The organism is Kibdelosporangium philippinense (genome assembly GCF_021390435.2).
Lineage (GTDB): Bacteria > Actinomycetota > Actinomycetes > Mycobacteriales > Pseudonocardiaceae > Kibdelosporangium > Kibdelosporangium philippinense.
This window is the reverse complement of sequence record NZ_JAJVCN010000004.1, coordinates 621,851-646,682: the sequence shown is the minus strand read 5'-3', so window position 1 is coordinate 646,682 and position 24,832 is coordinate 621,851. Positions and strand designations below refer to the sequence as shown.

The window sequence follows — 24,832 nt, the reverse complement described above, 5'->3', positions numbered from 1 at the left end:
TTCCCTCGATTCGCTTCTGGTGATGTGGCTGTCATGCCGCGGCCGGAGTAGGTGTGGGTGGCCCCCGGTGCGCTGCCGGTGTGTTCGGGCTACGCGACTATGAACGCTTCCTTCAGCCGTTGAAGTCAAGCAGTATGTGCGAAACAAGACGCTCTGTCTTGTGTAGACGATCGACGCAATCGGGAACTGTTGCCCCATATGGGTCCATTTCGCCCGTTGACGCGCATCTGGGTTGACATCGACGGGCCAACGAAGCGTCCATACATGTCGGCTACTTCCAAGCCATTACGCCGCAACGAAGGGACGCGCGCTCATGTCGACGGAACAAGTTCCCACGACAACACCTGTTAGGTCATCGCAGTCAACCCACGAGGGCCACACACAGGTACGCGTAGCGTTGCAATCGGACAAGATAGTCCTTGTCCCGTCGCAAGGAACGCCACCAATGCGATGCCCTGACAACGTCTGGGCGATGCTCGTAACTGCGGTCGAGATCATCGGCAAAGCCAGTCCCGACGAGGACGACGTGGCGTTGTTCACCGGAATGTGGGTGGAGGAAAGGACTCCGGCCGACAGGTCGTTCGACGGCGACCTCGTGGTACGTCTGACCGCCCCGCATGGTTCTGCCTATGAGGTGACAGGGAGCCGCTCGGTCGACGTTGAAATGCTGCGCGCTTGCCAGGGCCGTTGGCAGCGGGTCGGCCAGTGGCGCGGCCTCGACGACGGCTGGCCATGCGTCGTCGCATTTACCCTGAGTATTCATGGCGATCTTGATTCGGGCGCCGTGTCGGAACAGGGAAAAGTGCTCCTGAGCTGGGAAGATGAGGTTGCTAATGCCTGTTCTTACCCATGAAGCTCTGGAGCACTTTCGACGTGGATGTTACTGGGTGGTCGCGGGATCTGGCGGTAGAAGTCGGTGGGCGTGGCGTGGTCAGTCATGCCGGGACCGCGGCGGTGCGGTTGCTGGCCGACCGCACCGGGTTGACGGAAGGCTTGTCGCGGGCGATGGCGCGGCGTGGGTTCATGCCGGTGCATGACCGTGGCCGGGTGTTCGCCGACACCGCGGTGTTGATCGCTGACGGCGGGCGGGTCCTGTCGGATCTGGCTGTCCTGCGCGATCAGGCCGAACTGTTCGGGCCGGTCGCCTCAGATCCGACGTTGTGGCGCACGTTGGACGCGGTCGGTCAGGTGCAGCGCAACAAGATCGCCCGTGTGCGTGCCCGGATCCGCGAGCATGTGTGGTCGTTGATCGAGCGACGGCACGGCCGGATTCCGCCGTCGCGGGTGGCCGACCGTGATCTGGGCACGACCGTGGTGGTCCGGTTGGATGGTTCGCTGGTGATCGCGCACTCGGACAAACAACTCGCCGCGGGAACCTACAAGGGCAGCTTCGGTCATCATCCGCTGCTGGCCATGTGTGACAACACCGGCGAATCGCTGGCCCTGTTGCTGCGCACAGGAAGCGCCGGATCCAACACGACAGCTGATCACCTCGAGGTCCTCGACGCCGCGATCGCCCAGATCCCGGCGAAACATCGAAGGAACCTTCTAGTCACCGTGGACGGCGCGGGCGCCTCCCACGGTCTCATCAAGTACATCACCGCGCTGAACGCCAAGCCAGGCAGGCAGGCGCACTACAGCGTCGGCTGGGAACTCGGTGCGCGGGAACGAGCCGCGATCGGCCGTGTCCCCGCGAAGGCATGGCAGGCAGTGCTCGATCACCACGGCGATCCTCGGCCGCTGGACAAAGCCGGCGTGGTGGAACTGACCGCGCTACTACGTCACCACCCCGACGGGGACCAACTGGAGAACTGGCCGGCCGATCTGCGGATCATCTGTCGTCGTGAGAAACCCCACCCCGGCGCACAGTTGTCCCTGTTCGAAGAAGCCGACGGCTGGCGCTACCAACTGGTGGCCACCAACACCCCGGGCAGCGGTTCGGGCGCCACCGTCCAGTTCCTGGAAGCCCGTCACCGCCCGCACGCCCGAGTCGAGGACCACGTCCGCTGCGGCAAGCAAACCGGCCTCGGTCACCTGCCCTCCACCAAGATCGAGATCAACCGGGCCTGGTGTCTGGCCGCCACCATCGCCATCGACCTGCTCGCCTGGCTGCGCCTGCTCTGCCTTGAGGGCACCCTCGCCAAAGCCGAACCCAAAACCCTGCGCTACCGGCTACTGCACACCGCCGCCCGCATCGTCCGCGGCCAACGCAAACGCAAGATCAAAATCCCGGAAACCTGGCCCTGGGCCGACCCTCTCGCCGCCTGCCTCCGGGCAGCGCTGGCCCTGCCACCACCAACTCGATGACCCCTGTCCCTGCCCCTCGACCTGAAAGGCCCGCCCCCCAACCCGGCGCCCAGCCAACACCGGCGGCCGGGCTCGAACCCTGACCATCACCACACAGCAACCAACTCAAGATCAACATCCGAACCGGCACAGGCGGACACGTCACCCACGTGAATGATCAAGGTTTACAGCTGCCGCAATGATGAACTTGCACGAGGAACACCACTGAGTCCGCGGCAACGGGCCCTTGTTCAACAAGAAGGATTCGTCCATCCTTTTTGGATAAAGGTCGAAGGACTGAAATGTCATCGCCGCATGCGTCGACGTCGTTCCGGAACACGCATGCGGCGTTAACACACAAGCTTCCTGTACCCATATAGCCGCGCCACCGGGTTCGTTGTACGGCCGCACGATCATTCGGGAGAAGAACTGTCGTGACTTGGTTTGAGTCCATAGTGGATTGCTATGTGTTGCAGGGCGCGTGTGCCAGAGTCGGTCTTGGCTACACCGTGGAGGCAGCTGCGGTGCGACTGGCGGACGACATTGCTGAACTACGCAACGACGGCGGCCCCTGGACACGCGCGGACTTTGATTGCCGTATTGCCTCAGTCACGGATGCTTGAGATCCGGGTCATGGGCCTCTCGATCGATGCCGACCCTGACTTCACAACCATCCGTGAAGTGACCTACGCGCTCTTCGAACTTGCCAGCGCGCACAACGTGGCACCCCTCGATGCGTCCACGCCGCCCATGTTCACCCAGCGCATCCTGCTTGTTGATGCCCACGGCCAACCAACTTTCGCACTGATGGGTACAGGCATCAGCGAGGTGGCGTTCGCTAACCCGCATGTTCCTGACATTCCATCTTGATCGCTCGGCCAAGTCCGATCTGCCGCGACCAATTTGGTCAATCAGCCAAGGGATCCGGACGAGTGAGTCGATCGCCCCGGGAACGACGCGTCCACACATCGGTTGCACGAACAATCACACCTGGAAACCCCAGGGGACACATAGACAATGACGACTGACCATGATGCCAATGAACCACCCGAACGGCCCTCGACGTGCCCGTCGTCGGCTTGCGATCGGGCCTAATGCCCAATCACACTACGACGATGGCCGTGGCCCACAGTCGTACGGCGAGGCAGCGATGCGAGCTCGGAAAAGGCTGCCGCCGGATGCGGTGATCCTGCTCGGTGTTCCCCACCACCGATGTTGAGATGCTGCTTGCGTACCAAAACCGTTGGCTACGTGTCAGCCACTGGCCCGGGGTTGACGACCGCTGGCCGGTATCGGGGAACTGCTGGAGGCCGGATTGGTCAGGACTCGCGAGGAAATTGGCCTGGAACCGCAGCCATCTAGTACTCCAGCTGTAGATCGTGATCATGCGGGTTCGTGATCGGATTTTCGCTGGTAATGGGCTTGTTGGGCTCGGTATTGGTGTTCTCGTCGCCAGCGGGACCAGGCCTCGGTGTCCACGGCGGCGCGGGCTGGTTCGACAACGAGTCTGATGTAGAGGCGCCTGATTTCGTTGAGTGTCAACGGGATCAGGCCCTCGACAGTGGCAGCGGCGCGGGTCAGGGCAGTGCTCACGGCGAGGAAGGCGTGGGCGAGCACGGCCAGGGTGGTCCACCGGTACCAGGAGATCCAGGTACGGACTTGGTGCTGGTCCAGGCCGACTTGTCCCTTGGCGGTCTGGAAGGATTCCTCGATGCTCCAGCGGCGTCCGGCCACCCGCACCAACTCGCCCAGCCGGACCCGGGTGGGTGCGTAGCAGCGGTAAAACGCCAGCTCGCGAGTGCGGCGGTTGCGGCGGATCAGCATCCACCGATGCCCCGGCTGATCGTGGTGCTCGGTGTTGAGGTCGATCCATGCCCAGTCGTAGTAGCGGTGTCCTTTCGCGCCCGGTCCGGCCGACAGGCGTTGCCATACCGCGTCGGGAAGGTTCGCGGCGATCTGGTCGATGCGGATCTTGACCCGCCCAGCGGTGATCTGGTGATCACAGGCCACCGCCAACACATAACCCAACCCTTGCTGTTCAAGAAAGGCCCTCAGCTGACCGTCTTTGCCGTAGGCCTCGTCCCCGGTTGCCCACCGCGTCGGCGTCCCCGCATCGATCGCCCGGGTGATCATCTCTCGGGCCAGCACCGATTTCGTGGCAAAGGCCGTGTCCTCGGGCACCCCGGCCCCGGCCCGCCGGGCGGGATCGGCGGCCCATGAGGCGGGCAGATACAACTCCCGGTCGATCAGCGCGTGCCCAGCGTCGCTCGCGTAGACCAGGAACACCGACATCTGACAGTTCTCGATACGGCCCGCGGTCCCGGTGTATTGGCGTTGCACCCCGACCGATTCGGTGCCCTTCTTCAGATCCCCGGTCTCGTCGACCACCAGGATCGCCCCGGGATCAGCCAACGCCTCCAAAACATGGTCCCGAACGTCGTCGCGGACACCATCGGCATCCCACACCGCCCGCGACAGCAAATGCTGCATCCCCGCCGGCGACGCGTCACCGACATGCTCGGCGATGGTCCAACAGTTCTTGTCCGGCAACTCCGCCAGCAATCCCGTCACGAACCGAGCCGCACGACGGCGGGACTCGACCCGGCAGAACCGGCCCGCGACCTGGTCCAGCAACCGCCCCACACTCGCCTGCACGATCCGCAGGTCTACGCTAGCGGCTGCGGCCACCACGCGATCTTGGTATGTCTTCACAAACAATCATGATCAACGTGGTGGCCGCACCCATGTCACCGGGTCCCTCCAGCAACATCACGAACTACAGCTGGAGTACTACAACCTCACACCCGAAGGACACCGCGCGGCACTTCACGAAATCCACCACAAATTCCACGAGCAGAAAGCAATGTCGAACCCATGAACAACATCAAAATCCTCAAGACCACCACAAGCACCCCGAAGCAAACGCCCACTGCGAACGAGTCATCGGCACACTACGCCGCGAAATCCTCGACCACGTACTGATCCTCAACCCAACGCACGCCCAACGCGTTCTGGTACGCCACCTGCGGTGTGGCGCAGATGCGCAACCTGGCCATGACCAGCTGATCGACCACATCGCACGGCAAGCAGCACCGCTCAACCGCCCACGACCAGCACCCTTGATCATGACAGGACAACCTTGAGATCGTGTGGAGAGCACCACACGCTTGTTGGCGCGCTTACGCCAACAAGGCAATCACCTCCTGGTTGTCGAGCAGCACCTCCCTTAAAGTGTCACTGGTGTTTAGCTTTTCACGCTTTACCGACCATCGCTAGGAGACCGTGTTGCGAAATCGGAATCGTCGCATCGGCAAGTTTATAACTGCTGCCGTGGTAACACTAACGGGAATGACTGCAGTCGCGGCACCGGCTGCCGCCGCCGCTCCGTGGAAATGCGGCAGGGACCTATGTCTGTACGTCGACGCCAATTACAAGGGTGGCGGAATGTATACGAACACACTCCAAATCCCGGACTTGGCCAAGCACGGGATGAACGAGAAAATCTCGTCTGTCTACTACAAGGGATCATCTATTCCAACCGATCACTTCGTTTGTCTGTGGAAGGACACAAACTTCCACGGCATGATGATCGCCCGCCTCGGCCGTGGAACTTCCATCAAGGACATGGGGAGGTACAACGACGCGGCTTCATCGGTCAATACATGCTTCTGAATGACGCGACCATGGGCTCGTGTCCGCGAATAAGCCAGTAAGGCGAGCCACTTACATGGAGCGTTATTCTGACGACTTGATCGCCTCAAAATAGGGCAACGACCCCGGTCGAGTAAGATTGTTTTCCCTCACAGAAGACAACTTACAAGCGGGGTCGTTGCGTTATTAGTTTACTACAGGGCTTGCTGTCCTCGATCGCGTTCGTGGAACACAACACACGCCGAATCTCCACACACGTGAAGACCAAGCAACACAGACTCGTACAGCTCACAGTCTCAAACGGCTCCGTCGCGGCGGCGCGGGCAACGTCGGCCACTCCGCAACCGGTCCTACAAACCCGCCATTGTGGACCTGCTCAAGCGCTTCATTGTTCCCACAGGGGGTGCAGATCGGCAGACACGCGTCACCGATCGTGTGAGAGATGTCCGGCCACTCGGGCAAACAATCACCGCACCGAAGGCAAACCCCGCTGTCCACCATCGACTGGATGGCCTCAACGCGCGCCCTCACTTCGGGCACAGTCAACAAACCTTACCCATACAGCGCCGTCATCACACACCGTGGATGCATGACGGCCACCTTCACATGCCCCACGGTCAGGAACGAACGGACCCACGGGAGCACAACAGAGTTCCCTCGACAGAGTGAACCTAGCGCCAGGACCGGAGCGGATAGCCGAGCGTCCACATTCACCCACACGGACCCGTCGACGCCACACGCCAGATATCTGCGAGGAAAACGAAAAACCGTTGAAACGGCACCAATGTAAACTAGATGAGAAAACCAGCATCGTGCCTGCGGAATCGAAGATCAAATGAAGAAAAACCTAGGAACCTACACTTATGCTGTAGCTTCCGCACACAGATGACCAGTTCCGTGGCCAGATGACCACGACGTGACCACTTGATCAGGTACCGCGCGGAAGTTGCACATCGACCGTTTTATAGCGGAATGGACAGGATTGATTGTCTGACGGGTTGATCTAAAGGGTGCCGTGCACCGATGCTGGAGGAGACGATTGCACCGCTGGCGTCGACCACCGACCAACGGTCCTGATCCTCGGAGATATAGCGTTGCGTGAGTAGTTACACTCAGCGAGTGAACGATGAGTTGCTGGCAGAGGAGGAAATCTTCAGAGATCTCCTCGAAAGGGTCCATGCGTTTCATGCCTGGTTTTCGAGATTCCCGGAACCCAGGCCCGGCAGCGAGTTGGACGTCAAGCGATCCAGCGCGCATGGGGTTGCACTCGCCTCGCCGGTTTACGGCGCTTTCTACATGGCTGCCGATCATCTCAACGCCTTTCGCCGACTCAACCAGGATGTGCGCAACTCGGAGCGCCCGCATGCCGCGGGGTTCACTTTGCTGCGATCGGCCAACGAGAACCTTTGGCGCATCATCTGGTTGCTGGCATCCAATGATCATGACCAGCGAATGCGCAACCTCGCGCGAGTCTGTATGGAAGAGGCTGATCAGCAGCGCAAGCGGTACACGACCCGGCGCAACTACATTGCCGAGCGCCGATACCCCTTCCTGGAAGAGGTAAACCAGGACAGTGATGTACGCGAAGAACTGGCGCATGGGGCAGATACCATCGTGCAGCAGTTGAAGGACTATTGCGACGACATCAAGGACGAGTTGCGAGTCCCCACTGGCAGACTTCCGCCCAAACTCACGATCCACGAAATCATCAGCGAGGTCGAGACCGCACTGAATGCTCCGGAATGGAAATCTGAAACACCGATCTCCATTCCTCGGCACATCTACCAGTGGATGTACAGTGATCAGAGTTCGATTGCGCACGGTCGGGTACAGGGCGTCTTCGATCGCGTCCACGTTTCTGAGCACCCGGACGAGGCAGGCCTTCTGGTGCTGGAATGCAACTTGAAGGTTCTGCGTGAGGATCTCGATGCCACCGTGTCCCTTGCCTGTACCGCGACCCAGCTATACAAGCATCGTGCCGGTATCCCCATCATGGAGGATGAAACCGATGGATCGGACTTAGCCGGTGATGCTTCGGCCGCCACCAGCTGAGGCCGGCGCAGCGGGAGAAGGTGTGGCGAACACCGACTCCGAGGGCATCGCATGAATGATCTTCCCTTCGGCGGTGTCGGGTTCGGGAGCGGGCGTCCCGATGCCCAAGGACCCGGCGACGGCGGCGAACTGGTTGGCTAGGTGCGGCGGAAACGGCGCGCCGGACAGCTGTTCAGAGCGGGCGATGGTTCACGTTGTGGTGACCGGCATCAGCGCGGGGATGATCGGCGTGTCACAGCCCGCCGCCACGACCCGATCCCGTAGCCGCAAGTAGTCGTCGGCGTCGAACAGCATCTGGGTGATCGCGTAGTCCGCGCCGGCACGGGATTCGCCACGAAATGCGCGGTGTCATCGTCCAAGGTTCGTCACCGAAACCCGTTGGTCAGCAGGGTCCGTTGAAGTTCCAATGGCGGCTTGCTCCGCCTGTTTGCGCAGTGGCTCCTACTGGTTCAGCGGGTATGGGGCTTGGTCAGATACATCCTGATGACCACGGCCGGCATCGGGACGCGTTCGTACGGCGCGAGGGCCTCCGCGATGGCCTGGGCCAGCTCGTCGATCGTCCGCACCATGTACTTGGGCGGCATGATCCAGATCCGGGGCGCGGCATCGCGGTTGTCGCTGTTGTGGTAGAGCTGCGCGTAGTAGTGGCCGAGATGGTCCTCGTAACCCCAGGTGCTGAAGTGGTCCCAGCCCGGCACTGAGAAGGCGTTCAGCCCGCCGACGTTGCCCTCGGCGATGACTGGGGGCAGAGGGGCTGGGAGCTGGCGGTCGGTGTACGAAGGCCCGTAGACGATCTCCCACACGCCGTCGTCATGCTCCAGGACATCCATCCGCACATGCTGCCTCAGGCTCCGCAACTGGGCGCGGAATCCTTCCGGGTCGAGGCCGATCTGGGCAGCGAGCACGGGGATGTCAGCGGGGCCGACTTCGAGCCCCATGACCTCGGGCAGATCCGAACCCCACGGGCCGCTCATGATCTTGGTACGCTCGGCTAGCAGCAGGAACACCTGCTCGGCCCGCTGGTCAGTAATGCCCAGCCGCTGCACGTAGGTGACGGCCTGCTTACTCATTCGGGTTCCCCAGGTCTTCGTATGGCTACGAATGGTGTGCAGCGGCCACGCTACCGGTACGAACTGCGGATCGCCGGAGATTCGGCCGAGTCCGCCCGCGACGGTATGCGACAGCCGACGGCCGCGCGGAGGACTGGAACGAGCTTGAACGTTGCACCAAGGTGATCAACTACCCCGGACATCAACTGCGCACCGAGTGGTCACGTCGCGTGGAAACACCACCTCACGCCGCCAAGACTGCTCATGTTCGCGCGGAACCCACATATGCGTCTGACGAAACATCGGCTGGAGCTCATGACCACTTCATCGAATGACGACGGCGTACCGGGGATGCTGTCCGCGCCGCGCGTGAAGTTCAGCCCGCAGGTTGTTCGATGAGCGCCCCTCAGATACCCGGCGAACCTTTGCCAGCTCTGATGGTTGTGGCCCAGTGCGCACGGGTTTCTCTACGCTCGGCCGTCTGCGATGTCGGACCGGACACGGACAACATGTCGATGACCTAGCTAGTGTGTCGCGTCTGAAATTCTAAGGATTAGTTGTTACCGTTCGGGCATGTCGCACAGAGGACCTTCTGCTGTGGGGATCGCGCTGTCGGAGACTGAACGCGCTGAGCTGTTGCGTCGTGCGGGTTCGGCGGATCGACGTTCGGGTGAGCGGGCTCGGATTGTCCTGGCGTGCGCGGAGGGTATGTCGAACGTGGCTGCCGCGCGGGCAGTGGGTGTCACCGAGAAGACAGTGTCCACATGGCGCCGAAAGTTTGCCGCGCAGCGGTTGGCCGGGCTTGCCGACGGTGGGCGCGGTGGTCGGCCGAAGGCTGAGCTGGTGCTCGATGAGGAAGAGCGGGAAACGCTGCAGCGGTGGGCGCGGCGAGCGACGTCGTCGCAGGTGCTGGCACTGCGCTGCAAGATTGTGTTGGGATGCGCGGATGGCTTGTCCCACAAGCGGATCGCTGAGGATCTGCGAGTGAATCCGACCACCGTGACCAAATGGCGTCGTCGGTTTCTCGAGCGGCGCCTGGAGGGGTTGGTCGATGAGGAGCGTCCAGGCAGGCCACCGTCGATCACCGTTGATCAGGTGGAAGAGGTGATCGTGGCGACGCTGGAGCAGACGCCGCGTAATGCCACGCACTGGTCGCGCACGTCGATGGCGGAGAAGTCGGGGTTGAGCAAGTCCACGATCGGGCGGATCTGGCGTGATTTCGGGCTGAAACCACATCGGGCGGACACGTTCAAGCTTTCGACCGATCCGTTGTTCATCGAGAAAGTCGTGGATGTTGTTGGCCTGTATCACAATCCGCCCGAGCGGGCGGTGGTGTTGTGTGTCGATGAGAAGTCCCAGATCCAGGCCTTGGACCGCTCTCAGCCCGTGTTGCCGATGATGCCGGGTATGCCCGAGCGACGCACGCACGACTATCACCGCAACGGCATCACCAGCCTGTTCGCTGCCTTCGACATCACCGATGGGACCGTGATCAGCGAACTGCACCGCCAGCACCGGGCAGTCGAGTTCCGCAAGTTCTTGACCACGATCGACAAGACCGTGCCCGCCGGGCTGGACGTGCATCTGGTGTGTGACAACTACGGCACCCACAAGACACCCGCGATCAAAGCCTGGCTGGCCAAACATCCCCGGTTCCACATGCACTTCACACCCACCGGATCGTCCTGGATCAACCAGGTCGAGCGCTGGTTCGGGTTCCTCACCGACCAGATGATCCGCCGCGGTGTCCACAAAAGCGTTCAGGCACTGGAAAAAGACGTCCACGCCTGGATCGCGAACTGGAACACCCACCCACGACCGTTCCTCTGGACCAAGACCGCCGAAGAGATCCTCGAATCACTCGCCCGATTTTGCAGGCGAATTTCTGACGCAGGACACTAGATCAACTAGTACGGCAGCCGGACTTCGTGATCTTGGCTGGTGAGGGTCCCTGAATACGGACGCGGCCACCAGTTGATCATGAGCAGTTGTGTGGACAACTCAAGATCGTGTGGTGGCCGCGGGCGCCATCGTAAACCCCGTTGAGGGTGTGGATCCCGTTGGCTGGCGGGAGAAGTTCGACGGGCTGATGGCTCGGGTGGCGAAGCGGTTTAAGCGGGTGGAACCGCGCCGGCGAGCACGAGCGTTCGTGGAGGGGCTGCTGGCCGACCTGCCGCGCAAGAACTGCTGGACGATCGCCGAGCACGCCGGGGACGCGACGCCGGACGGGATGCAGCACCTGCTGTCGCGGGCGGTGTGGGATGCCGATGAGGTGCGCGACGACGTGCGGGATGCCGCGGTGGAATATCTCGGTGACACCGACGCGATGCTGGTCGTGGACGAGACCGGCGACGTCAAGAAAGGGACGTGCACGGTCGCGACCCAGCGCCAATACACCGGTACCGCCGGGCGGATCGAGAACGCCCAGGTCGGGGTGTTTCTGACCTATACCACCAAGGTCGGGCACACACTGATCGACCGTGAGCTGTACCTGCCGCGCTCCTGGACCGGTGATCCTGATCGGTGCGCGGCGGCCGGGGTCCCTGAGGACACCGGGTTCGCGACCAAGCCCGCGCTGGCCTCGCGCATGATTCTGCGTGCCCTCGACGGTGGTGTGCCCGCCGGGTGGGTCGCCGCGGACGAGGTCTACGGCAGCAATCCGACGCTGCGTGGCGATCTGGAGAAACGGCGGGTCGGGTACGTGCTCGCGGTGGCCTGCGACCACCGGGTCAGCACCGCCACGGGCACCTATCGGGCCGATGAACTGCTCGCGCGGCTACCGAAACGTGCCTGGCAGCGACTGTCCGCGGGCAAAGGCGTGAAAGGACACCGGTTCTACGACTGGGCCTGGATCAGTCTCACCAGCGGTGATGACGAGCCCGCCGGGCATCGGTGGCTGCTGGTCCGGCGCAACCGCCGCACCGGCGAACGTGCCTTCTACCGCTGCTACGCGCCCGAAAGGGTGCCGCTGGCCACGCTGGTGCGGGTGGCCGGGCGCCGATGGACCGTCGAGGAGTCCTTCCAAACCGGCAAAGGCCAAACCGGTCTGGACGAACACCAAGTCCGCACGTGGACATCTTGGTATCGCTGGACAACCCTGGTGCTGCTCGCCCACGTCTTCCTCGCGATCGTGACGGTCACCGCCCGCGCCAGACCCGCTGCGGACGGGCTGATTCCGTTGACACTCAACGAAATCCGCCATCTCTACAACGCACTGGTGCTCACTCCGGCCACAGACATCCGGCACGTCCTGCACTGCTCACACTGGCGCAGGCGACACCAATACCGAGCCCAGCAAGCCCACTACCAGCACCAATCGCTCCAGGAACCATGAAGATCACGATCTACGACTGGAGTAGTAGTAGGTGCGGCGGCGTCCAGGGCCGCGTCCGGGTGGCGCTCCGGCGAGCCAGGATTGTTCGTCTTCGAGGTGGCTGGTGAGCCATCCAGCGCGGTGCAGGCGGTGGAGCATCGGGTAGAGGGTGCTTTGGTCGATTCCGGTGCGGTTGAACACTTCTAGGCCGTAGAACTCGCCGGGGTGGTCGATGATGTCGTGCAGGACGGTGCGGACGTGGGGGGTGATTCGGATCTGGTGAGCGGCAGTACCGCGGGGTTGTTTCCGTGGAGTGGTTGTGTGTGGGATCGGTGTGCGGGGTGGGGGTTTGCGTGGCTGTCGGGAGAGGTGTTGGTGGGCGGCGGTGATCGTGTCCGGGGCGGGCATGGGCCGGATCTGGTCGCCCAGGGCGGCGGTCATCAGGTGCTGGATGTGCTGGTGGGCGAGGTGGCGTAGAAGTGCTTGGCCCCGTGGGGTGGGGCGGTGGGGTTTGTGGAATGTGGCCCGGCGGTAGAGCTGGGTGCCGATGTCGCGTTCGAGCCGCTGGAATTGGTGCACCAGGGAGCTTTGGTGAGCGCCGAGGTATGTGGCGGCGGTGTCGATGCTGGGGAACGTCATGGCGATCTGGAAGCGGTGTAGCCGTTGCCAGCCGTGTAACGCGCCTTCGACCGCGGCGCGGATATCGCGGGGAACGTCTTTGTCGAGAACGGCGATCATTTGTGGGAAGCTGCCGACGCCGGACGGGCGAGTGGGGATGTCGAGCCGGTGCAGGGCGTGGTTGACCGTCATCTGGTCGGTGCCGAGCTCGGCGGCGATGTCGGCGGTGGGACGCAGGCGGTCGCCGTACTGCTCGCGCAGCCAGTCCGGGTCGATGGGAAACGGGGCGCGGCCCTTGTTCAAGGGGACGTCGAGTTGTTTGGCGATGCGGGCGATGATGTGCCGGCCGATCCCGGTGGTCTCGGCCAGTTCATTGAGTGTGCGTCCTTTGTGGATGTATTCGCGGTCGAAGAAGTCGCGAGTGAGCACGCGGGCGGCGTGTTGTTCGGTGTGCCAGGCGGTAGGCGTGGAGTTGTGGGCCCACTGCCGTTGTGGGCGGTCGAGGCGTTCCAGTGCGAGCCGGATGTGTTCGAGGTGGACACCCAATTCTCGCGCCGTGTCACCGGGCGAGCGGTGTTGTTCGACAACGAGCCGGTTGACGGTGGTCATGTCGAGTGTGTGGATGTCGATTCCGGGCAGCTGCAGGCCGTCGGCAAGGCCGGCTGGTGGTGACCACAGCAGTGGTTCGTCAATCCCGAGTTCGGCTAGCACAGCAATGGCGTGCTCGTGCAGTGCTTGGCGCAGGGGTGTGGTCAGTTTCGTGGTGAAAAGGATGTAGCGGTTGCGATCATGTGCGTTGCGGAAGGCCAGTGGGTGGCGTGGGTCGGAGAGATCGGCGCCGGTGATCAGCTGGTGGAGATGGCGTTGGGCCAGCAGAAGCCGTCCGTTGGGGTTGCGGTCGCCGGGATGCGCTGCGGCGGAGCAGACCAGGTCGCGCCATTGATCCCAGGTGAGCGTTTCAGTGAGGATCTGTTCACGGCGGCGTTGGTAGTCAATGGGTGCGCCGATCTGGTCGAGGTGCTCAGCGATGCGACACAGCAGTGTGAGCACATCGCGCAACCCGGGTGATCCGAGTTGGTCGGCGAGTTCGGCGAACATCGTGGTGATGTTGGCGCGGCGGACCCGCGGGTTGAACTGGGTAGTCAGGGCAGGCAGGTCCCGGCCGGGCTTGCCGGGATGGCCGGGGATGAGCAGGCTGATGCTGAACGCGGCGCGGAACAGTTCGGGGTGGAACCCACTGACGGGCAGCAGCCGCGCGGACCAGTCGGGCCACAACAGTTGCGGGATCTGCCGGATGCGCCCGCCGATCTTGCCGCCGGGTTCGCGGGCCGCGGGAGTCACGGTCCGCAGCCGTAGCCGTTCAGTGGCCAATAGGTCAGGATCCGCGGCGCGGAGATACCGGTTGCGGAACCGGGTCGACAGGGCCTGCCAGTGCGCGGTGGACATGCCCGGTGGCGGAATCCGGCGTTTGGTGGGGAGCTTGGCGAAGATCTCACGTAGCGCGGTGACGGCCGCCTGGTCTGCGCCGTCCACTATGGTCCTCGCCGCCGCCAGAACAGCTGCGGTGAGTGCGGCATCGAGACTGTCAAGACTGTGCCACCCGGTGTCCCGGTCGGTGGGGCGATTCGCGTTGATCCGGCCAGCGGTGGCCAGCAGTGCGGCGCGATGGTCCAGCAGCAGCCAGGACACCACGAGCGGGAGATCGGCGAGCACGGTGGTCGCGTACTCGCGGTTGGGATGCCCGTCGGGCTGGCCGATGCGGGTGATCAGATCGTCGATCCAGCGTTGGACGTCGAGGACGTCGTCGTTCACTGGAATGACCGCTGCGGTGGTCAGGTCCGTGCCGCATCGTTGTCGCCGGGACGGCAGGAGAATGTGCGTGCAGCTGCCCGGCGGGATCGGTTTGACTCCTCCGGGCAGTTTGCGACGGGGCGTGGCGTGGCAGGCCGCACAGCTGTCGTGCAACAGCATCCGGTGAGACCGGCAGGCGACCGTCCAGGTCCGCCGCCAGGACAACAGCCAACGGCCGTGGGTGTCGGCCAAGCAGCGCGGGCAGTACCGGGATCCGCCTGGCCGCAACCGGATCGCTGTGACACGCGGGTCACCGACCGCTGTGTCCAAGCGTCCGGGGACCAGCCCGGTCACCTGTTCGATCTGCCGCCAGAGCCGCGGATCGACACCATAGATCAGCTTGCTGGTGAATGCAGGGAGAGCGCTGATCCCGAGGGCGGGCAGCAACGCTCGTGGGGTGAGTCGGTGGCGGCGAGCCAACTGCTCAAGCCAGGAGTCCACGCTCTCGCCATCGGTAATCGCCGTGCGCAGTGGCAGCGCCCTGACAGCCGTGTGCGTGTTCATGACGCGGCCCGCTGTCGGCGGGTGCGGGTCGGGGTCCGGGATGTTGTTGCCTGAAGCCGTTTGCGGGCTTTCTCCGATGCTTCGTCGATGCGCACCGTGTCGAGCAGGTCACGGGAGAGCTTCTCGTCGCCGGTCTTGATCGCTTTGAAGCAACCGCGCGTGATCAGGGTTATCAGCGAGCCGATGTGACCGCCGGTGCGGGTGAACAGGTAGTCGGCCAGACGTGCGAGTTGCCCAGGGTGCCCGTGGACCAGGACGAGCTGTTTCTCGATCGCTTTGAGCAATGCCTGCCAGTGCTGGCCTCGGTCGAATGGGCCGACGTCCAGGCGGGTCCAGCGGCGTGCGGACTGTGCCAGTGCCACCGACGGCCCGGACAGGCCCTCCTCGAAAAACCGCCGTTCGGACAATCCCACGCCGGCGTAGATGAATGTGATCGGCAGTTCGTTGGCCAACCATTTGAGGTGGTTGCTGACCGCCAGCCCGTCTTTGCTGTGCTGGTCGATGAAGTGGATGTCGTCGATGATCCCGACCCGGGTCTGGCACTGCAGCACGCAATCCAGGGCGTAGGTGGCCAGCTGGGCGGCGGTTCCTCGGGCAGCGCCCGGATGAGCGTAGAACTCGCAGATCATCTTGTTCAGCGTGCGCAGGGTGGTGTTCGACGTCAGGCCAACCCGAAACACCGGAATCCGCTCGTCACCTGTGTCGGTCAACGGTCCGTGTCGACGTCGCGCGGCACGGTCGAAGTCTCGGCCGAAGAGGTTGGCGATCGTGGTCTTGCCCAACCCGGGTTGCCCATCGATGACCGCGGCACCACGGACCCGATCCGGGTCTTGCCGGTTCGAGGCGACGATCAACTCCAGTTCGTCGCGCACCGCGGCCAGCTGTGGGGTGGCGATCGTGCCGAAGTTGGCGTGCCAGTCGTGTCGGGCCTCGTCGTAGTCCAGGCGAGCGTCATCTCCCAGTCGCAGCAACGCACTCGCGGTGAGCGATTCTGGCCGGGTGCGGGGTGGGGTGTCGACGAACCGGCGCCAGCCTTCCTTGCGGGACAGGCTGTAGGCCGCCTGTGGTGCCGTCATTCCAGCACCTCCAGCGCGTCGTCGTAGAAGCCGTTCATGTCTGCCACAAGGTCGGTTTCCTCGTCATCATCCCCCGTCACCGCAACGAGATGGGGCTGCGCGTCCGGTGGCGCCGAGTCATGTTCGTGCTGTGGTGGCGCTGCGATCCCGTCGAGTCTCGGGTCGGCCAGGCCAGGGATCGCGGCTCGCTCGGCGGACAGCCGAGCGGCCATGCGACGTTCTCGCCGATCGGTGACCGCGCCGCTGCTCCACCGCTCCAATACTTGTGCGAGTGCAACATTCGGGTCGGCGAGCCGGTCGGTCCGGGTGGCCAACGTTCGGGCGTAGCGGGCCGCCTCGGCTGAGAACGGGGTGCCCAGCATCGGAGAGTGCTCCCAGTCCAGCCGATGCCATCTGCTGTCGTCGGGGTCTTGGAAGTAGACGAAGCGGACATCGTCGTCGTTGACCCGGATCGGCCACTTTCCCGCGGCGACACCGCAGTGGGGGCTGGGGGCGTTGCGGTACCCGTCGAGCGCCGGGCCGTTGTAACGGCGCCCATCGACCTCGACACCGTAATGCTGGATGGTGCGCCAGGCCACCCGCAGGAACTCGAACACCAACTCCGGTGTCGCTGGAATCCTTAGCAGGCCGGCCTTCGCGATCCCGGCCGCGAACATCTCATTTGGACTGACCGCCAGATTGGGCCAGTCCGCGACTGCCAGCCCGGCGTGATCAGTGGGGTGATAAACCGAGACGATCCAGTCGCGAATCACATCTTCCAACTCGTGGAGGAACAAGAACGCCTGTTCCTCCACCCGTAGTCCACGGCTGTGCAGGTCCGGCCCCTTGTAGGCCGGCAGATGCTGAATCAGGCCTTCCCGCAACGACTTGAAAAACCGTTCCACTGTTGGTTTGGACCGAGTCGTCGAATGCACCCGATGGAGCCGGTGAGCAACGAGTTGTGCGGGTGACGCATCCGTTCCATCCGTTGCGTGGGCAGGAGTTCGAGTTCGTGGCGCGCCGCAACAACTGGGGTGAGGATCGGGTCTGCTTCCATGATGAGCGCGGTGAGCTGAAGTCCCTGCCCACGGCTTGGACCGACGTGGTGGAGCCGGATCCGTTCGTGGTGATGGCGGCCGGCCGTTCGCCGTTCCGGATCCAGGACCTGCTCGCGTTGGCCGATGTGCTGGCGAGCCTGCGTCCCTGACCGTCTGAGCTTGATCCACGTGTCAACCAGATTGCGCCGCGAATGTCAGGGCAACTATGCCGACAATGGTCATCATTCGTTGCTCACGGAGGCACACGACCGAGTGAATAGCGGTTGTCCTGCTGGAGAAGTACAACATCGCATGGTTAGAGTCACCGCCCATCGCGTCAAAGTTAGATAGACAAGATCATGGTGGTGGAGCAGGCATGGGCAGGCGACGGGCAGACCCGAAAGCCGAGACGTTGCGTGAGTCGCGAACACTGAACCCGCATCCGGAGTCGGTGGCCGACGAGCGGTTCACCGACTCGGAGTTCTTCGACGCCCGCGACCTCGTGCAAGTCAAGTACGAGATGGTGCGCCGGGTCGAAGTCGACGGTGTCTCGGTGACGACCGCGGCGGCGGCGTTCGGGTTCTCCCGGCAGAGCTACTACCAGGCCGCGGCCGCGGTGGCCGAGAGCGGACCAGCCGGCCTGGTTCCCGCCAAACCGGGGCCCAAGGGTCCGCGCAAACTCACCGACGAGGTCGTCGACCATCTCGAGGAACTCCTGGCCGCCGACCCCACGCTGCGATCGTCGGCGCTAGCAGAGCTGATCCAGCAGCGGTTCGGCACGCGCGTGCACCCACGCTCGATCGAGCGGGCGCTGGCTCGCCGCCACACGGAATCCAAGGAGCGACCCAAAAGCAGCCCCTGACATCCCCACCCACGGCGCGGACACCGCCGCGCGATACGAAGAACTACGCGCGGCGGTGCTGTCCGGCCACGGCGAGGGATGGCGGCTGGGCTGGGGCGTGCTGACCGGCCGCGGCATGGCTGCCTGGACCACGGCGCAACAACAGATTCCCGTTGCCGCACAACAGGATCCAGAACCTCGCCCCGCCCCGACGACGGCCGCGCTGACCGGCCATGCCACCGAACTGGTGCGGGTGTTGGCCGGCATGGCACTGGCAGCGCTGCGGCCCGAACACGATCACCCCGCACGCGATCAAGGAGAAGACTGTGAACACCAGCGCCGCCAGCGCGGCGGGCAAGGTCACCCACGAGCACCTGCGGCGTGACGCCTACCTCTATGTCCGTCAATCCACGCTGAAACAGGTCCTGTCCAACACCGAGTCGACCGCGCGGCAGTACGCGCTGCGCGGCCGGGCGGTCGCACTCGGCTGGGCCGAGTCGCAGATCATCGTCATCGATACCGACCAGGGCCAGTCCGGCGCCTCAGCCGCGGACCGGGAAGGGTTCCAGCGACTGGTCGCCGATGTCGGCATGGGACACGCCGGGATCGTGCTCGGTTTGGAAGTCTCCCGGCTGGCCCGCAACAACACCGACTGGCACCGGCTGCTGGAGATCTGCGCGCTGGCCGGCACCCTCATCCTGGACGAGGACGGCCTCTACGACCCGGCGAACTTCAACGACCGGCTCCTGCTCGGTCTCAAAGGGACAATGTCCGAGGCCTTATGTGGACGTCCACATAAGGCCTCCTATGCGAACCCGTCCGTTATGCCGACCTGGCGGGGGAAGTTGTTTGCTCCCAGCAAAATCTGGCTACCAAGTTCGGCGTAATCAGCGTCCTTGATCAGCGTCTCCTTTTCGCTCAACACCTTGATGGAGAGGAGAAGGTCATGACGACAGTTCCGTGTTGGGCTCGGGTGTGCCTACCGTTAGCTCCTTATGCTGATGGTTACCGGGCTGAGCTGGAGCGATTGGGTTACACGCCGCTGACCGCGGCGGCGCATGTGCGGTTGATGGCGCACCTGAGCCGATGGCTGGCTCGGGAGGGTCTGGAGACGTCGGAGTTGACCCCCGCGACGGTGGATACCTACTTCGTTTACCGCCGCGCGGCCGGCTACGTCAACGAGCGCACCGCACGAGCGCTGCGGCCGCTGGTGGGCTACCTGCAGCATCTGGGGGTGGTTTCAGCGTGGGTCCCTGCGGCCGCGACAACCCCGGTGGAGCAGTTACTGGTCCGCTATCGCGACTACCTCACCACTGAGCGAGGACTGGCCCAAACGACGGTCGCGCTGAATGTGCGCCTGGTACAACCGTTCCTGCTAGAGAGGGCGAACAAGACCGAAGATGACGTTGATCTGGAGCGCTTGACCGCGGGTGAGGTGGCCGCGTTCGTGGTGGTGCAGTGTCGGAAGCGGCCTCGGTCTGCTCAGCGGATCGTGACGGCTCTCCGGTCCCTGCTTACGTTTCTGTATCTGGAAGGTGTCATCGACCAGCCGCTGGCCACAGCCGTGCCTTCGGTAGCGGGCTGGACGCTGAGAGGTCTGCCTCAAGCGCTGGAAGCCGACCAGGTGGTCGCGTTGCTGGCCTCGTGTGATCAGCTGTCGGCGTATCCGGTGATGTGTCCAGGTGAGTACGAACTGATGTGTCCAGGTGTCAAGCGACGGTGGCGGTGTCCGTGATGGCGGCGAGTCGGTTCTTCAGCCGGTAGCTGGGGCCGTTGATGGGGATGACGTCGCAGTGGTGCAGGAGCCGGTCGAGGATCGCGGTGGCGAGGACCTCGTCGCTGAAGACTTGGGCCCATTCCCCGAAGTTCTTATTCGAGGTCAGAATGACGGAGCCTTTCTCGTAGCGCTTCGAAATAACCTGGAAGACCAGGTTGGCTTCGGCGCGTTCGAGGGGCTGATAGCCCACCTCGTCGATCACGAGGACGTTGGGCCGTAGGTAGGTGCGCAGAGTGCTGGTGAGCCGTCCGATCGCGTCGGCGGCTTTCAGGCGGCGGACCATGTCGTCCAGGGTGGTGAAGTAGACGGTGTAGCCGGCGCGGCAGGCAGCGACCGCGAGAGCGACGGCGATGTGTGTTTTCCCGACTCCGGGCGGCCCGAGCAGAGCGGCGTTGCCTTTGTCCTCAATGAACGAGAGCGTGGCCAAGTCTTTGATCTTCCGCGGATCCAGCTCGGGCTGGAAGGAGAAGTCGTAGTCGTCCAGGGTCTTGTGGTGCGGCAGTTTCGACAGGCGCAGGGCGCTGCGGAAGCGGCGTTCGTCGCGGACGGCGGCTTCCTCTTCCAGGACCAGGTCGAGGAACTCGAGGTATCCCATCTGGTTGTCCTCGGCGCGGCGGGCGAAGGTGTCGAGCTGGCTGGGCAGGTGGTTCAGGCCGAGCCGGGTGGCGGTGGAGCGGATGCGGGTGGTGACCAGCTCGTTCAACGGTGATCCTTCGTCTGCGGTAGTGCTGTGGTCCTGCTGGGTCCGGTGCCGGTGAGTTGTTCATAGACCGACAGCGGGCGGTGTTCGACCTTGATCTGTGCGGCGGCGGTGCGGGTGAGCAGCGCCTCCAGTGACCGGGGCCACGACTGTTCAGGCGCGGTATTGGGCCGCAGCGGGATGACCTTCCCGTCGTGGTCGTCGTCCTCGATGCTGGTGGTAACCGCGCGGGTGTGGCCGTCGGGCAGACCGTCCCAATGGGTTTCGTCGACGACCCGCTGGCCTCTGGTCGTGGCCCGGGGATGGACGGCCAGCAGGGTGCCGTCGGCTAGGTTGCCGGTCGTGGCCGCGTCGATGGATGTGGCATGCAGGCTGATGGTGTCGGCGGTGGCGCGGATCTCGACCAGCTGGCGGTGACGGACCTTGCGGGCAGGAACTGAGTAAAGGCTGGCGTCGAACGCGACCAGGCAGTCCTTGCCGACGTGCCGCAGATGCCGCTGCGTGACCAGATACGGACTGACTGGGATTGGGTGCAGGGCCGAGTGGTCACGGGCGGCGCGGTGGCCGATGACCTCGCCGTGCGTGCTGTGGACGCGCTTGCGCCGCAACGGGACCCAGGCGGTGAACGCCGAGTCCATCTCCTCCAGGCTGGCGAACCCACGACCGGCCAGGACGTGATCGCGCACGATCGCGACTTGGCGCTCGACCCGGCCCTTGCCGGTCGGGCGGTATGCGGCCAGCACGTCGATGTCGAAGTCGTAGTGCCCGGCGAACGCCACGGCTTCCGGATGCAACGGAACGGCCTTGCCTGGGGCGACATGCCGACGCACCACGGTCTTGGTGCGGTCGTAGACGATCGCCCGAGGCACCCCGCCGAAGTGCTCGAACGCCCGGCGATGGCAGGCGAAGAAGGTCTCCAGGTCCTGACTGGTGGTAAAGCAGCAGAACGGGTCGCGTGAATAGGACAAGGTCATGTGGAACGAGTAGACCTTCGGAATGCCGACATGCGCGAGGATCTGACCCTCGTCCCCCCAGTCCACTTGGGCCTGCGCGCCTGGGATCACCTCGAACCGGCGGTGCAGGAGCCCCAGCTCGTCCGGGGCGATACCCAGCTCGGCCGCGATCCTGGGACGGGCCTCCTGCAAATACAGCTTGACGCGCTGATAGTTGCCGGTGAACCCGTACTGCTCGACCAGCCGCTCGTGAATAACCGTGCCTTTCAGCAGCAGCTCTGAGCGCAGCCACGCATCGATCACCGGCGCCATCGCGGCGATCACCGGCGTGCGGGTCCCCTTGCGGCTGCTGCCTCGCGGCGGTCCTGGCCGCGCGTCGCTGGCCAGGTATTTGCGGACAGTCTGCCGGTGCAGCCCGGTCTCCCGCGCGATCGCAGAGATGCTCATCGCGCCGGACTCATACAAGCCACGGAAGCGACGCAGCTCCGCCCACCGCTCCTCGTCCAAGATCACCAGTGCCGTCCCTATACACACCCGCCAGGTCGCACGACAGCTTGACGATCACCAGCGCGTACCGACACCCCGACACGCTACAAAGTGGACACATTAACCCGTACGTGGCTGGTCACATGAGTCCGTACGCCGACATCAGCAGACCTCGACAGGGCGGCGGGATCTGGCGATCCTCACGTTGCTGTTTCGGCTCGGGCTGCGCGCTGGTGAAGTCGCCGCGTTGGGATTAGACGACATCGACTGGCGACTCGGTGAGATCACGGTGTGGGGCAAGGGTAATCGGCGTGATCGGATGCCGCTGCCGGCTGATGTCGGGGAGAAGATCGTCGCCTATCTGCGCAACGGACGCCCTGCCGCTGCCCAGGGCCGGACGGTGTTCGTTCGTGCGCAGGCTCCGTATCGGGCGTTGAGCACCGGCGCTGTCACGACTGCGGTGGCCTCCGCGGGCCGACGGGCTGGTATTGGCGTGGTGCACGCTCATCGGCTGCGGCACTCGGCGGCCACCGCCATGCTGCGTGGAGGTGGCTCGCTGAGCGACATCGGCCAAGCTCTACGACATGTTCGCCCGCTGACCACCGCGATTTACGCGAAGGTTGATACCGAGGCGCTACGGGCACTGGCCCGGCCTTGGCCAGGTGAGGCGGCATGACACAGTCACGTCCCCCGCTGCGCCGCGCGCTCGCGGACTACTTGGATTTGCGTCGCGCTGTGGGTTTCCGCTTGGCCAACGCCGGCCGCTTGCTGGGTCAGTTCGTCGACTACCTCGAACACGACGGCATCGACACCATCACCACCGAGAACGCGTTGGCCTGGGCGACGCTACCCGCTGGGACATCCCTGCATTGGCTGGCGATCCGCGTCAGCGTGGTGCGCGGCTTCGCCGCCTACCTGCACAGCCTTGACCCCTGTGTGGAGGTTCCGCCGGCCGGGGTGATCCACGCCGTGGGGCCCTGCCGGGCTACTCCGTACTTGTATTCCGAGGCTGAGATCCGGTCACTCATCCAGGCCGCGGCCATGCTGCGTCCGCGCCTTCGGGCCGCCACCTACCAAAGCCTGATCAGCCTGCTGGCGATCAGCGGCCTGCGGATCAGTGAAGCGATCGCCCTTGATGACGAGGATCTCGACGTCGAGCACGAATTGCTGATGGTGCGTGACACCAAGTTCGGCAAACACCGCCTGGTTCCCTTGCACCCCAGCGCGATGCGAGCCCTGACCCGCTATCGACAGTGTCGGCAGGAACGGCTGCCACGACCGGCCAGCCCAGCACTGTTGCTCTCCAGCAGGGGGACACGGTTGCTACACAGCAACATCAGCCTTGTCTTCGCCCGCCTGGCCGAGGGGTGCGGGATCACACGCCGCTCAGCGTCCTGCCGGCCACGAATCCACGACCTCCGGCACAGTTTTGCGGTCGCGACCGTGCTGGACTGGTACCGCCAGGGCGCCGACATCCCGGCCATGATGCCCAGGCTGTCGACCTACCTGGGCCACACCGACCCGAAACACACATTTTGGTACCTCTCTGCCGCACCGGAACTGATGGCCCTGGCCGGGCAGCGCCTGGCCGAACACCTGGCAGGTGGCGCATGAGCGGCACTCTGGCCCCGACCCTGCAAGCATTCTTCACCGACCGACTGGCCCGGCAACGCCAGGCCAGCGGCCACACGATCGCCGCCTACCGCGACACCGCCAAGCTATTGCTGATCTTCACCGAGAAACAGACCGGCAAACAACCCTCCACTATGGACATCACCGATCTGGACGCTCCGCTGATCGGCGCGTTCCTGACCCATCTGGAAACCGACCGCGGCAACAGCGTCCGCACCCGCAACGCCCGACTGGCAGCCATCCACTCGCTGTTCCGCTACGCAGCGCTGCACCATCCCGACCAGGCCGCGGTCATCCAGCGGGTCCTGGCAATCCCACCCAAACGGTTCGACCGCACCCTGATCACCTACCTCACCGAGGACGAGATCACCGCGCTGCTGGCCGCCCCGGACCCGAGCAACTGGACCGGACGCCGCGACCACGCCCTGCTCATGCTGGCCTGCCAGACCGGGCTGCGCGCCACCGAACTCACCCGCCTGAGGATCAGTGATCTCCACCTGGGCACCGGCGCGCACGTCAGTTGTCTGGGCAAGGGCAGAAAACAGCGGATTACCCCACTCACCGCTGGCGCCGTCATGGTGCTTCGTGCCTGGCTTGCCGAACGCGCTGGTTTGCCTGCCGACCCGTTGTTTCCGACCCGCCGCGGCGGCCCCATGAGCCGGGATGCCTTGCAGCGCCGGGTTTCCATACATGCAGCCACTGCAGCGCGATCCTGTCCCACCTTGGGTGAGAAGAAGATCTCACCTCACGTCCTGCGGCACTCCGCCGCGATGCGGCTGCTCCACGCCGGTGTTGACATCTCCGTCATCGCGTTGTGGATGGGACACGAAAACACGGCCACCACGCAGGTTTACATCCATGCCGATCTTGCACTCAAGGAGCGGGCGTTGGCCCGAACCGCACCCCGCGACGCACCACCAGGCCGCTACCAACCCCCCGACACCATCCTCGCGTTCCTCAACGGTCTGTGACTATAACGAACTTGGTAGCCAGATTTTGCTGGGAGCAAACAACTTCCCCCGCCAGG

The 24,832-nt window shown here is 64.0% G+C and carries 22 protein-coding genes and 1 pseudogene; 14 read left to right on the top strand and 9 right to left on the bottom strand.

All coding sequences use genetic code 11. The features are described from left to right. The first annotated feature begins 472 nt into the window (after positions 1 to 472). From LWC34_RS45830 to LWC34_RS45820, 3 genes are all read left to right on the top strand, one after another. Positions 473 to 853: a hypothetical protein gene (locus LWC34_RS45830; protein WP_233731549.1), complete on the top strand. Its 381-nt coding sequence runs from the start codon at positions 473 to 475 to the stop codon at positions 851 to 853. Next, complete coding sequence (locus tag LWC34_RS45825; protein WP_233722402.1) at positions 850 to 2,307, top strand: IS1380 family transposase; 1,458 nt, start codon at positions 850 to 852, stop codon at positions 2,305 to 2,307. Before LWC34_RS45830 ends, LWC34_RS45825 begins: the two co-directional genes overlap by 4 nt. A 612-nt stretch (positions 2,308 to 2,919) precedes the next feature. After that, positions 2,920 to 3,156, top strand: coding sequence for a hypothetical protein (locus LWC34_RS45820; RefSeq protein ID WP_233731548.1), 237 nt, complete (start codon positions 2,920 to 2,922; stop codon positions 3,154 to 3,156). 513 nt (positions 3,157 to 3,669) lie between these two features. Here the strand turns inward: LWC34_RS45820 and LWC34_RS45815 are convergent. After that, complete coding sequence (locus tag LWC34_RS45815) at positions 3,670 to 4,917, bottom strand: IS701 family transposase (protein WP_233726421.1); 1,248 nt, start codon at positions 4,915 to 4,917, stop codon at positions 3,670 to 3,672. A gap of 717 nt (positions 4,918 to 5,634) precedes the next feature. Between LWC34_RS45815 and LWC34_RS45810 the strand changes: the two genes are divergently transcribed. Then, entirely contained in the window at positions 5,635 to 5,958 is a 324-nt protein-coding gene (locus LWC34_RS45810) for a peptidase inhibitor family I36 protein (RefSeq protein ID WP_233731547.1), read from the top strand. Between the two features lie 1,098 nt (positions 5,959 to 7,056). Beyond that, positions 7,057 to 7,989 carry a hypothetical protein gene (locus LWC34_RS45805; protein WP_233731546.1) on the top strand — a complete coding sequence of 311 codons (933 nt, stop codon included), beginning with the start codon at positions 7,057 to 7,059 and terminating at the stop codon, positions 7,987 to 7,989. 189 nt (positions 7,990 to 8,178) lie between these two features. Here LWC34_RS45805 and LWC34_RS45800 read toward each other — a convergent pair whose 3' ends face one another. Both LWC34_RS45800 and LWC34_RS45795 read right to left on the bottom strand, forming a co-directional pair. Continuing rightward, positions 8,179 to 8,283 (bottom strand): methylenetetrahydrofolate reductase, encoded by a 105-nt coding sequence (locus LWC34_RS45800; RefSeq protein ID WP_233731545.1) that lies wholly within the window; start codon positions 8,281 to 8,283, stop codon positions 8,179 to 8,181. A 155-nt stretch (positions 8,284 to 8,438) separates the two neighbouring features. Continuing rightward, the gene (locus LWC34_RS45795) at positions 8,439 to 9,059 is read right to left on the bottom strand and encodes a hypothetical protein (RefSeq protein WP_233731544.1); all 621 of its coding nucleotides are present in this window, start codon (positions 9,057 to 9,059) and stop codon (positions 8,439 to 8,441) included. Between the two features lie 552 nt (positions 9,060 to 9,611). Here LWC34_RS45795 and LWC34_RS45790 point away from each other — a divergent pair. After that, on the top strand, positions 9,612 to 10,940 hold the full coding sequence (locus LWC34_RS45790; protein WP_233731543.1) for an IS630 family transposase: 1,329 nt from the start codon (positions 9,612 to 9,614) through the stop codon (positions 10,938 to 10,940). A gap of 187 nt (positions 10,941 to 11,127) precedes the next feature. After that, positions 11,128 to 12,372: an IS701 family transposase gene (locus tag LWC34_RS45785; RefSeq protein WP_233726375.1), complete on the top strand. Its 1,245-nt coding sequence runs from the start codon at positions 11,128 to 11,130 to the stop codon at positions 12,370 to 12,372. A 3-nt stretch (positions 12,373 to 12,375) separates the two neighbouring features. On the opposite strand, the gene LWC34_RS45780 is transcribed toward LWC34_RS45785, so the two are convergent. Genes LWC34_RS45780 through LWC34_RS45770 form a run of 3 tightly spaced genes read right to left on the bottom strand, consistent with a single transcriptional unit; the run spans position 12,376 to position 17,284 of the window. Then, positions 12,376 to 15,324: a TniQ family protein gene (locus tag LWC34_RS45780; protein WP_233731542.1), complete on the bottom strand. Its 2,949-nt coding sequence runs from the start codon at positions 15,322 to 15,324 to the stop codon at positions 12,376 to 12,378. Then, positions 15,321 to 16,400 carry a TniB family NTP-binding protein gene (locus tag LWC34_RS45775; RefSeq protein ID WP_233731541.1) on the bottom strand — a complete coding sequence of 360 codons (1,080 nt, stop codon included), beginning with the start codon at positions 16,398 to 16,400 and terminating at the stop codon, positions 15,321 to 15,323. Before LWC34_RS45775 ends, LWC34_RS45780 begins: the two co-directional genes overlap by 4 nt. Continuing rightward, positions 16,397 to 17,284 carry a Mu transposase C-terminal domain-containing protein gene (locus LWC34_RS45770; protein WP_233731540.1) on the bottom strand — a complete coding sequence of 296 codons (888 nt, stop codon included), beginning with the start codon at positions 17,282 to 17,284 and terminating at the stop codon, positions 16,397 to 16,399. The genes LWC34_RS45775 and LWC34_RS45770 overlap by 4 nt, the downstream gene beginning before the upstream one ends. A 62-nt stretch (positions 17,285 to 17,346) precedes the next feature. On the opposite strand from LWC34_RS45770, the gene LWC34_RS45765 reads away from it, so the two are divergent. Both LWC34_RS45765 and LWC34_RS45760 read left to right on the top strand, forming a co-directional pair. Then, positions 17,347 to 17,586, top strand: a complete 240-nt coding sequence (locus tag LWC34_RS45765) for a DUF5372 family protein (protein ID WP_233724680.1) — start codon at positions 17,347 to 17,349, stop codon at positions 17,584 to 17,586. A 206-nt stretch (positions 17,587 to 17,792) separates the two neighbouring features. Then, positions 17,793 to 18,278, top strand: a complete 486-nt coding sequence (locus LWC34_RS45760) for a helix-turn-helix domain-containing protein (RefSeq protein ID WP_233724681.1) — start codon at positions 17,793 to 17,795, stop codon at positions 18,276 to 18,278. Between the two features lie 43 nt (positions 18,279 to 18,321). Here the strand turns inward: LWC34_RS45760 and LWC34_RS45755 are convergent, their stop codons facing one another. Then, the gene (locus LWC34_RS45755) at positions 18,322 to 18,621 is read right to left on the bottom strand and encodes a hypothetical protein (protein WP_233724682.1); all 300 of its coding nucleotides are present in this window, start codon (positions 18,619 to 18,621) and stop codon (positions 18,322 to 18,324) included. Between LWC34_RS45755 and LWC34_RS45750 the strand changes: the two genes are divergently transcribed. Together LWC34_RS45750 and LWC34_RS45745 are read left to right on the top strand one after the other, a co-directional pair. Further along, a complete protein-coding gene (locus tag LWC34_RS45750; protein WP_233731539.1) occupies positions 18,584 to 19,144 on the top strand; it encodes a recombinase family protein in 561 nt (186 codons plus the stop codon). The two genes, LWC34_RS45755 and LWC34_RS45750, sit on opposite strands and share 38 nt — an antisense overlap. Positions 19,145 to 19,203: 59 nt before the next feature. Then, the gene (locus LWC34_RS45745) at positions 19,204 to 19,992 is read left to right on the top strand and encodes a site-specific integrase (RefSeq protein ID WP_233731408.1); all 789 of its coding nucleotides are present in this window, start codon (positions 19,204 to 19,206) and stop codon (positions 19,990 to 19,992) included. On the opposite strand, the gene istB is transcribed toward LWC34_RS45745, so the two are convergent. Both istB and istA read right to left on the bottom strand, forming a co-directional pair. Further along, positions 19,967 to 20,737, bottom strand: coding sequence for an IS21-like element helper ATPase IstB (gene istB / locus LWC34_RS45740; RefSeq protein WP_233723025.1), 771 nt, complete (start codon positions 20,735 to 20,737; stop codon positions 19,967 to 19,969). The two genes, LWC34_RS45745 and istB, sit on opposite strands and share 26 nt — an antisense overlap. Continuing rightward, entirely contained in the window at positions 20,734 to 22,200 is a 1,467-nt protein-coding gene (istA, locus tag LWC34_RS45735; RefSeq protein WP_233723026.1) for an IS21 family transposase, read from the bottom strand. The genes istB and istA overlap by 4 nt, the downstream gene beginning before the upstream one ends. 154 nt (positions 22,201 to 22,354) lie before the next feature. Here istA and LWC34_RS45730 point away from each other — a divergent pair. The 3 genes and pseudogenes from LWC34_RS45730 to LWC34_RS45720 form a co-directional block, all read left to right on the top strand. Then, a pseudogene (locus LWC34_RS45730) lies at positions 22,355 to 22,849 on the top strand (tyrosine-type recombinase/integrase); the annotation flags it as partial. After that, positions 22,846 to 23,787 carry a tyrosine-type recombinase/integrase gene (locus LWC34_RS45725; protein WP_233724685.1) on the top strand — a complete coding sequence of 314 codons (942 nt, stop codon included), beginning with the start codon at positions 22,846 to 22,848 and terminating at the stop codon, positions 23,785 to 23,787. The pseudogene LWC34_RS45730 and the gene LWC34_RS45725, both read left to right, overlap by 4 nt. Then, complete coding sequence (locus LWC34_RS45720; protein WP_233724684.1) at positions 23,784 to 24,776, top strand: tyrosine-type recombinase/integrase; 993 nt, start codon at positions 23,784 to 23,786, stop codon at positions 24,774 to 24,776. The genes LWC34_RS45725 and LWC34_RS45720 overlap by 4 nt, the downstream gene beginning before the upstream one ends. Positions 24,777 to 24,832: the final 56 nt, after the last annotated feature.

Coding starts and splice junctions, on each gene's coding strand:
- LWC34_RS45830 (WP_233731549.1), top strand. CDS start 473: ATGCTCGTAACTGCGGTCGAGATCATCGGCAAAGCCAGTCCCGACGAG.
- LWC34_RS45825 (WP_233722402.1), top strand. CDS start 850: ATGAAGCTCTGGAGCACTTTCGACGTGGATGTTACTGGGTGGTCGCGG.
- LWC34_RS45820 (WP_233731548.1), top strand. CDS start 2,920: ATGGGCCTCTCGATCGATGCCGACCCTGACTTCACAACCATCCGTGAA.
- LWC34_RS45810 (WP_233731547.1), top strand. CDS start 5,635: ATGACTGCAGTCGCGGCACCGGCTGCCGCCGCCGCTCCGTGGAAATGC.
- LWC34_RS45800 (WP_233731545.1), bottom strand. CDS start 8,283: ATGCTGTTCGACGCCGACGACTACTTGCGGCTACGGGATCGGGTCGTG.
- LWC34_RS45795 (WP_233731544.1), bottom strand. CDS start 9,059: ATGAGTAAGCAGGCCGTCACCTACGTGCAGCGGCTGGGCATTACTGAC.
- LWC34_RS45790 (WP_233731543.1), top strand. CDS start 9,612: ATGTCGCACAGAGGACCTTCTGCTGTGGGGATCGCGCTGTCGGAGACT.
- LWC34_RS45785 (WP_233726375.1), top strand. CDS start 11,128: ATGGCTCGGGTGGCGAAGCGGTTTAAGCGGGTGGAACCGCGCCGGCGA.
- LWC34_RS45780 (WP_233731542.1), bottom strand. CDS start 15,324: ATGAACACGCACACGGCTGTCAGGGCGCTGCCACTGCGCACGGCGATT.
- LWC34_RS45775 (WP_233731541.1), bottom strand. CDS start 16,400: ATGACGGCACCACAGGCGGCCTACAGCCTGTCCCGCAAGGAAGGCTGG.
- LWC34_RS45760 (WP_233724681.1), top strand. CDS start 17,793: ATGGGCAGGCGACGGGCAGACCCGAAAGCCGAGACGTTGCGTGAGTCG.
- LWC34_RS45745 (WP_233731408.1), top strand. CDS start 19,204: ATGACGACAGTTCCGTGTTGGGCTCGGGTGTGCCTACCGTTAGCTCCT.
- LWC34_RS45725 (WP_233724685.1), top strand. CDS start 22,846: ATGACACAGTCACGTCCCCCGCTGCGCCGCGCGCTCGCGGACTACTTG.
- LWC34_RS45720 (WP_233724684.1), top strand. CDS start 23,784: ATGAGCGGCACTCTGGCCCCGACCCTGCAAGCATTCTTCACCGACCGA.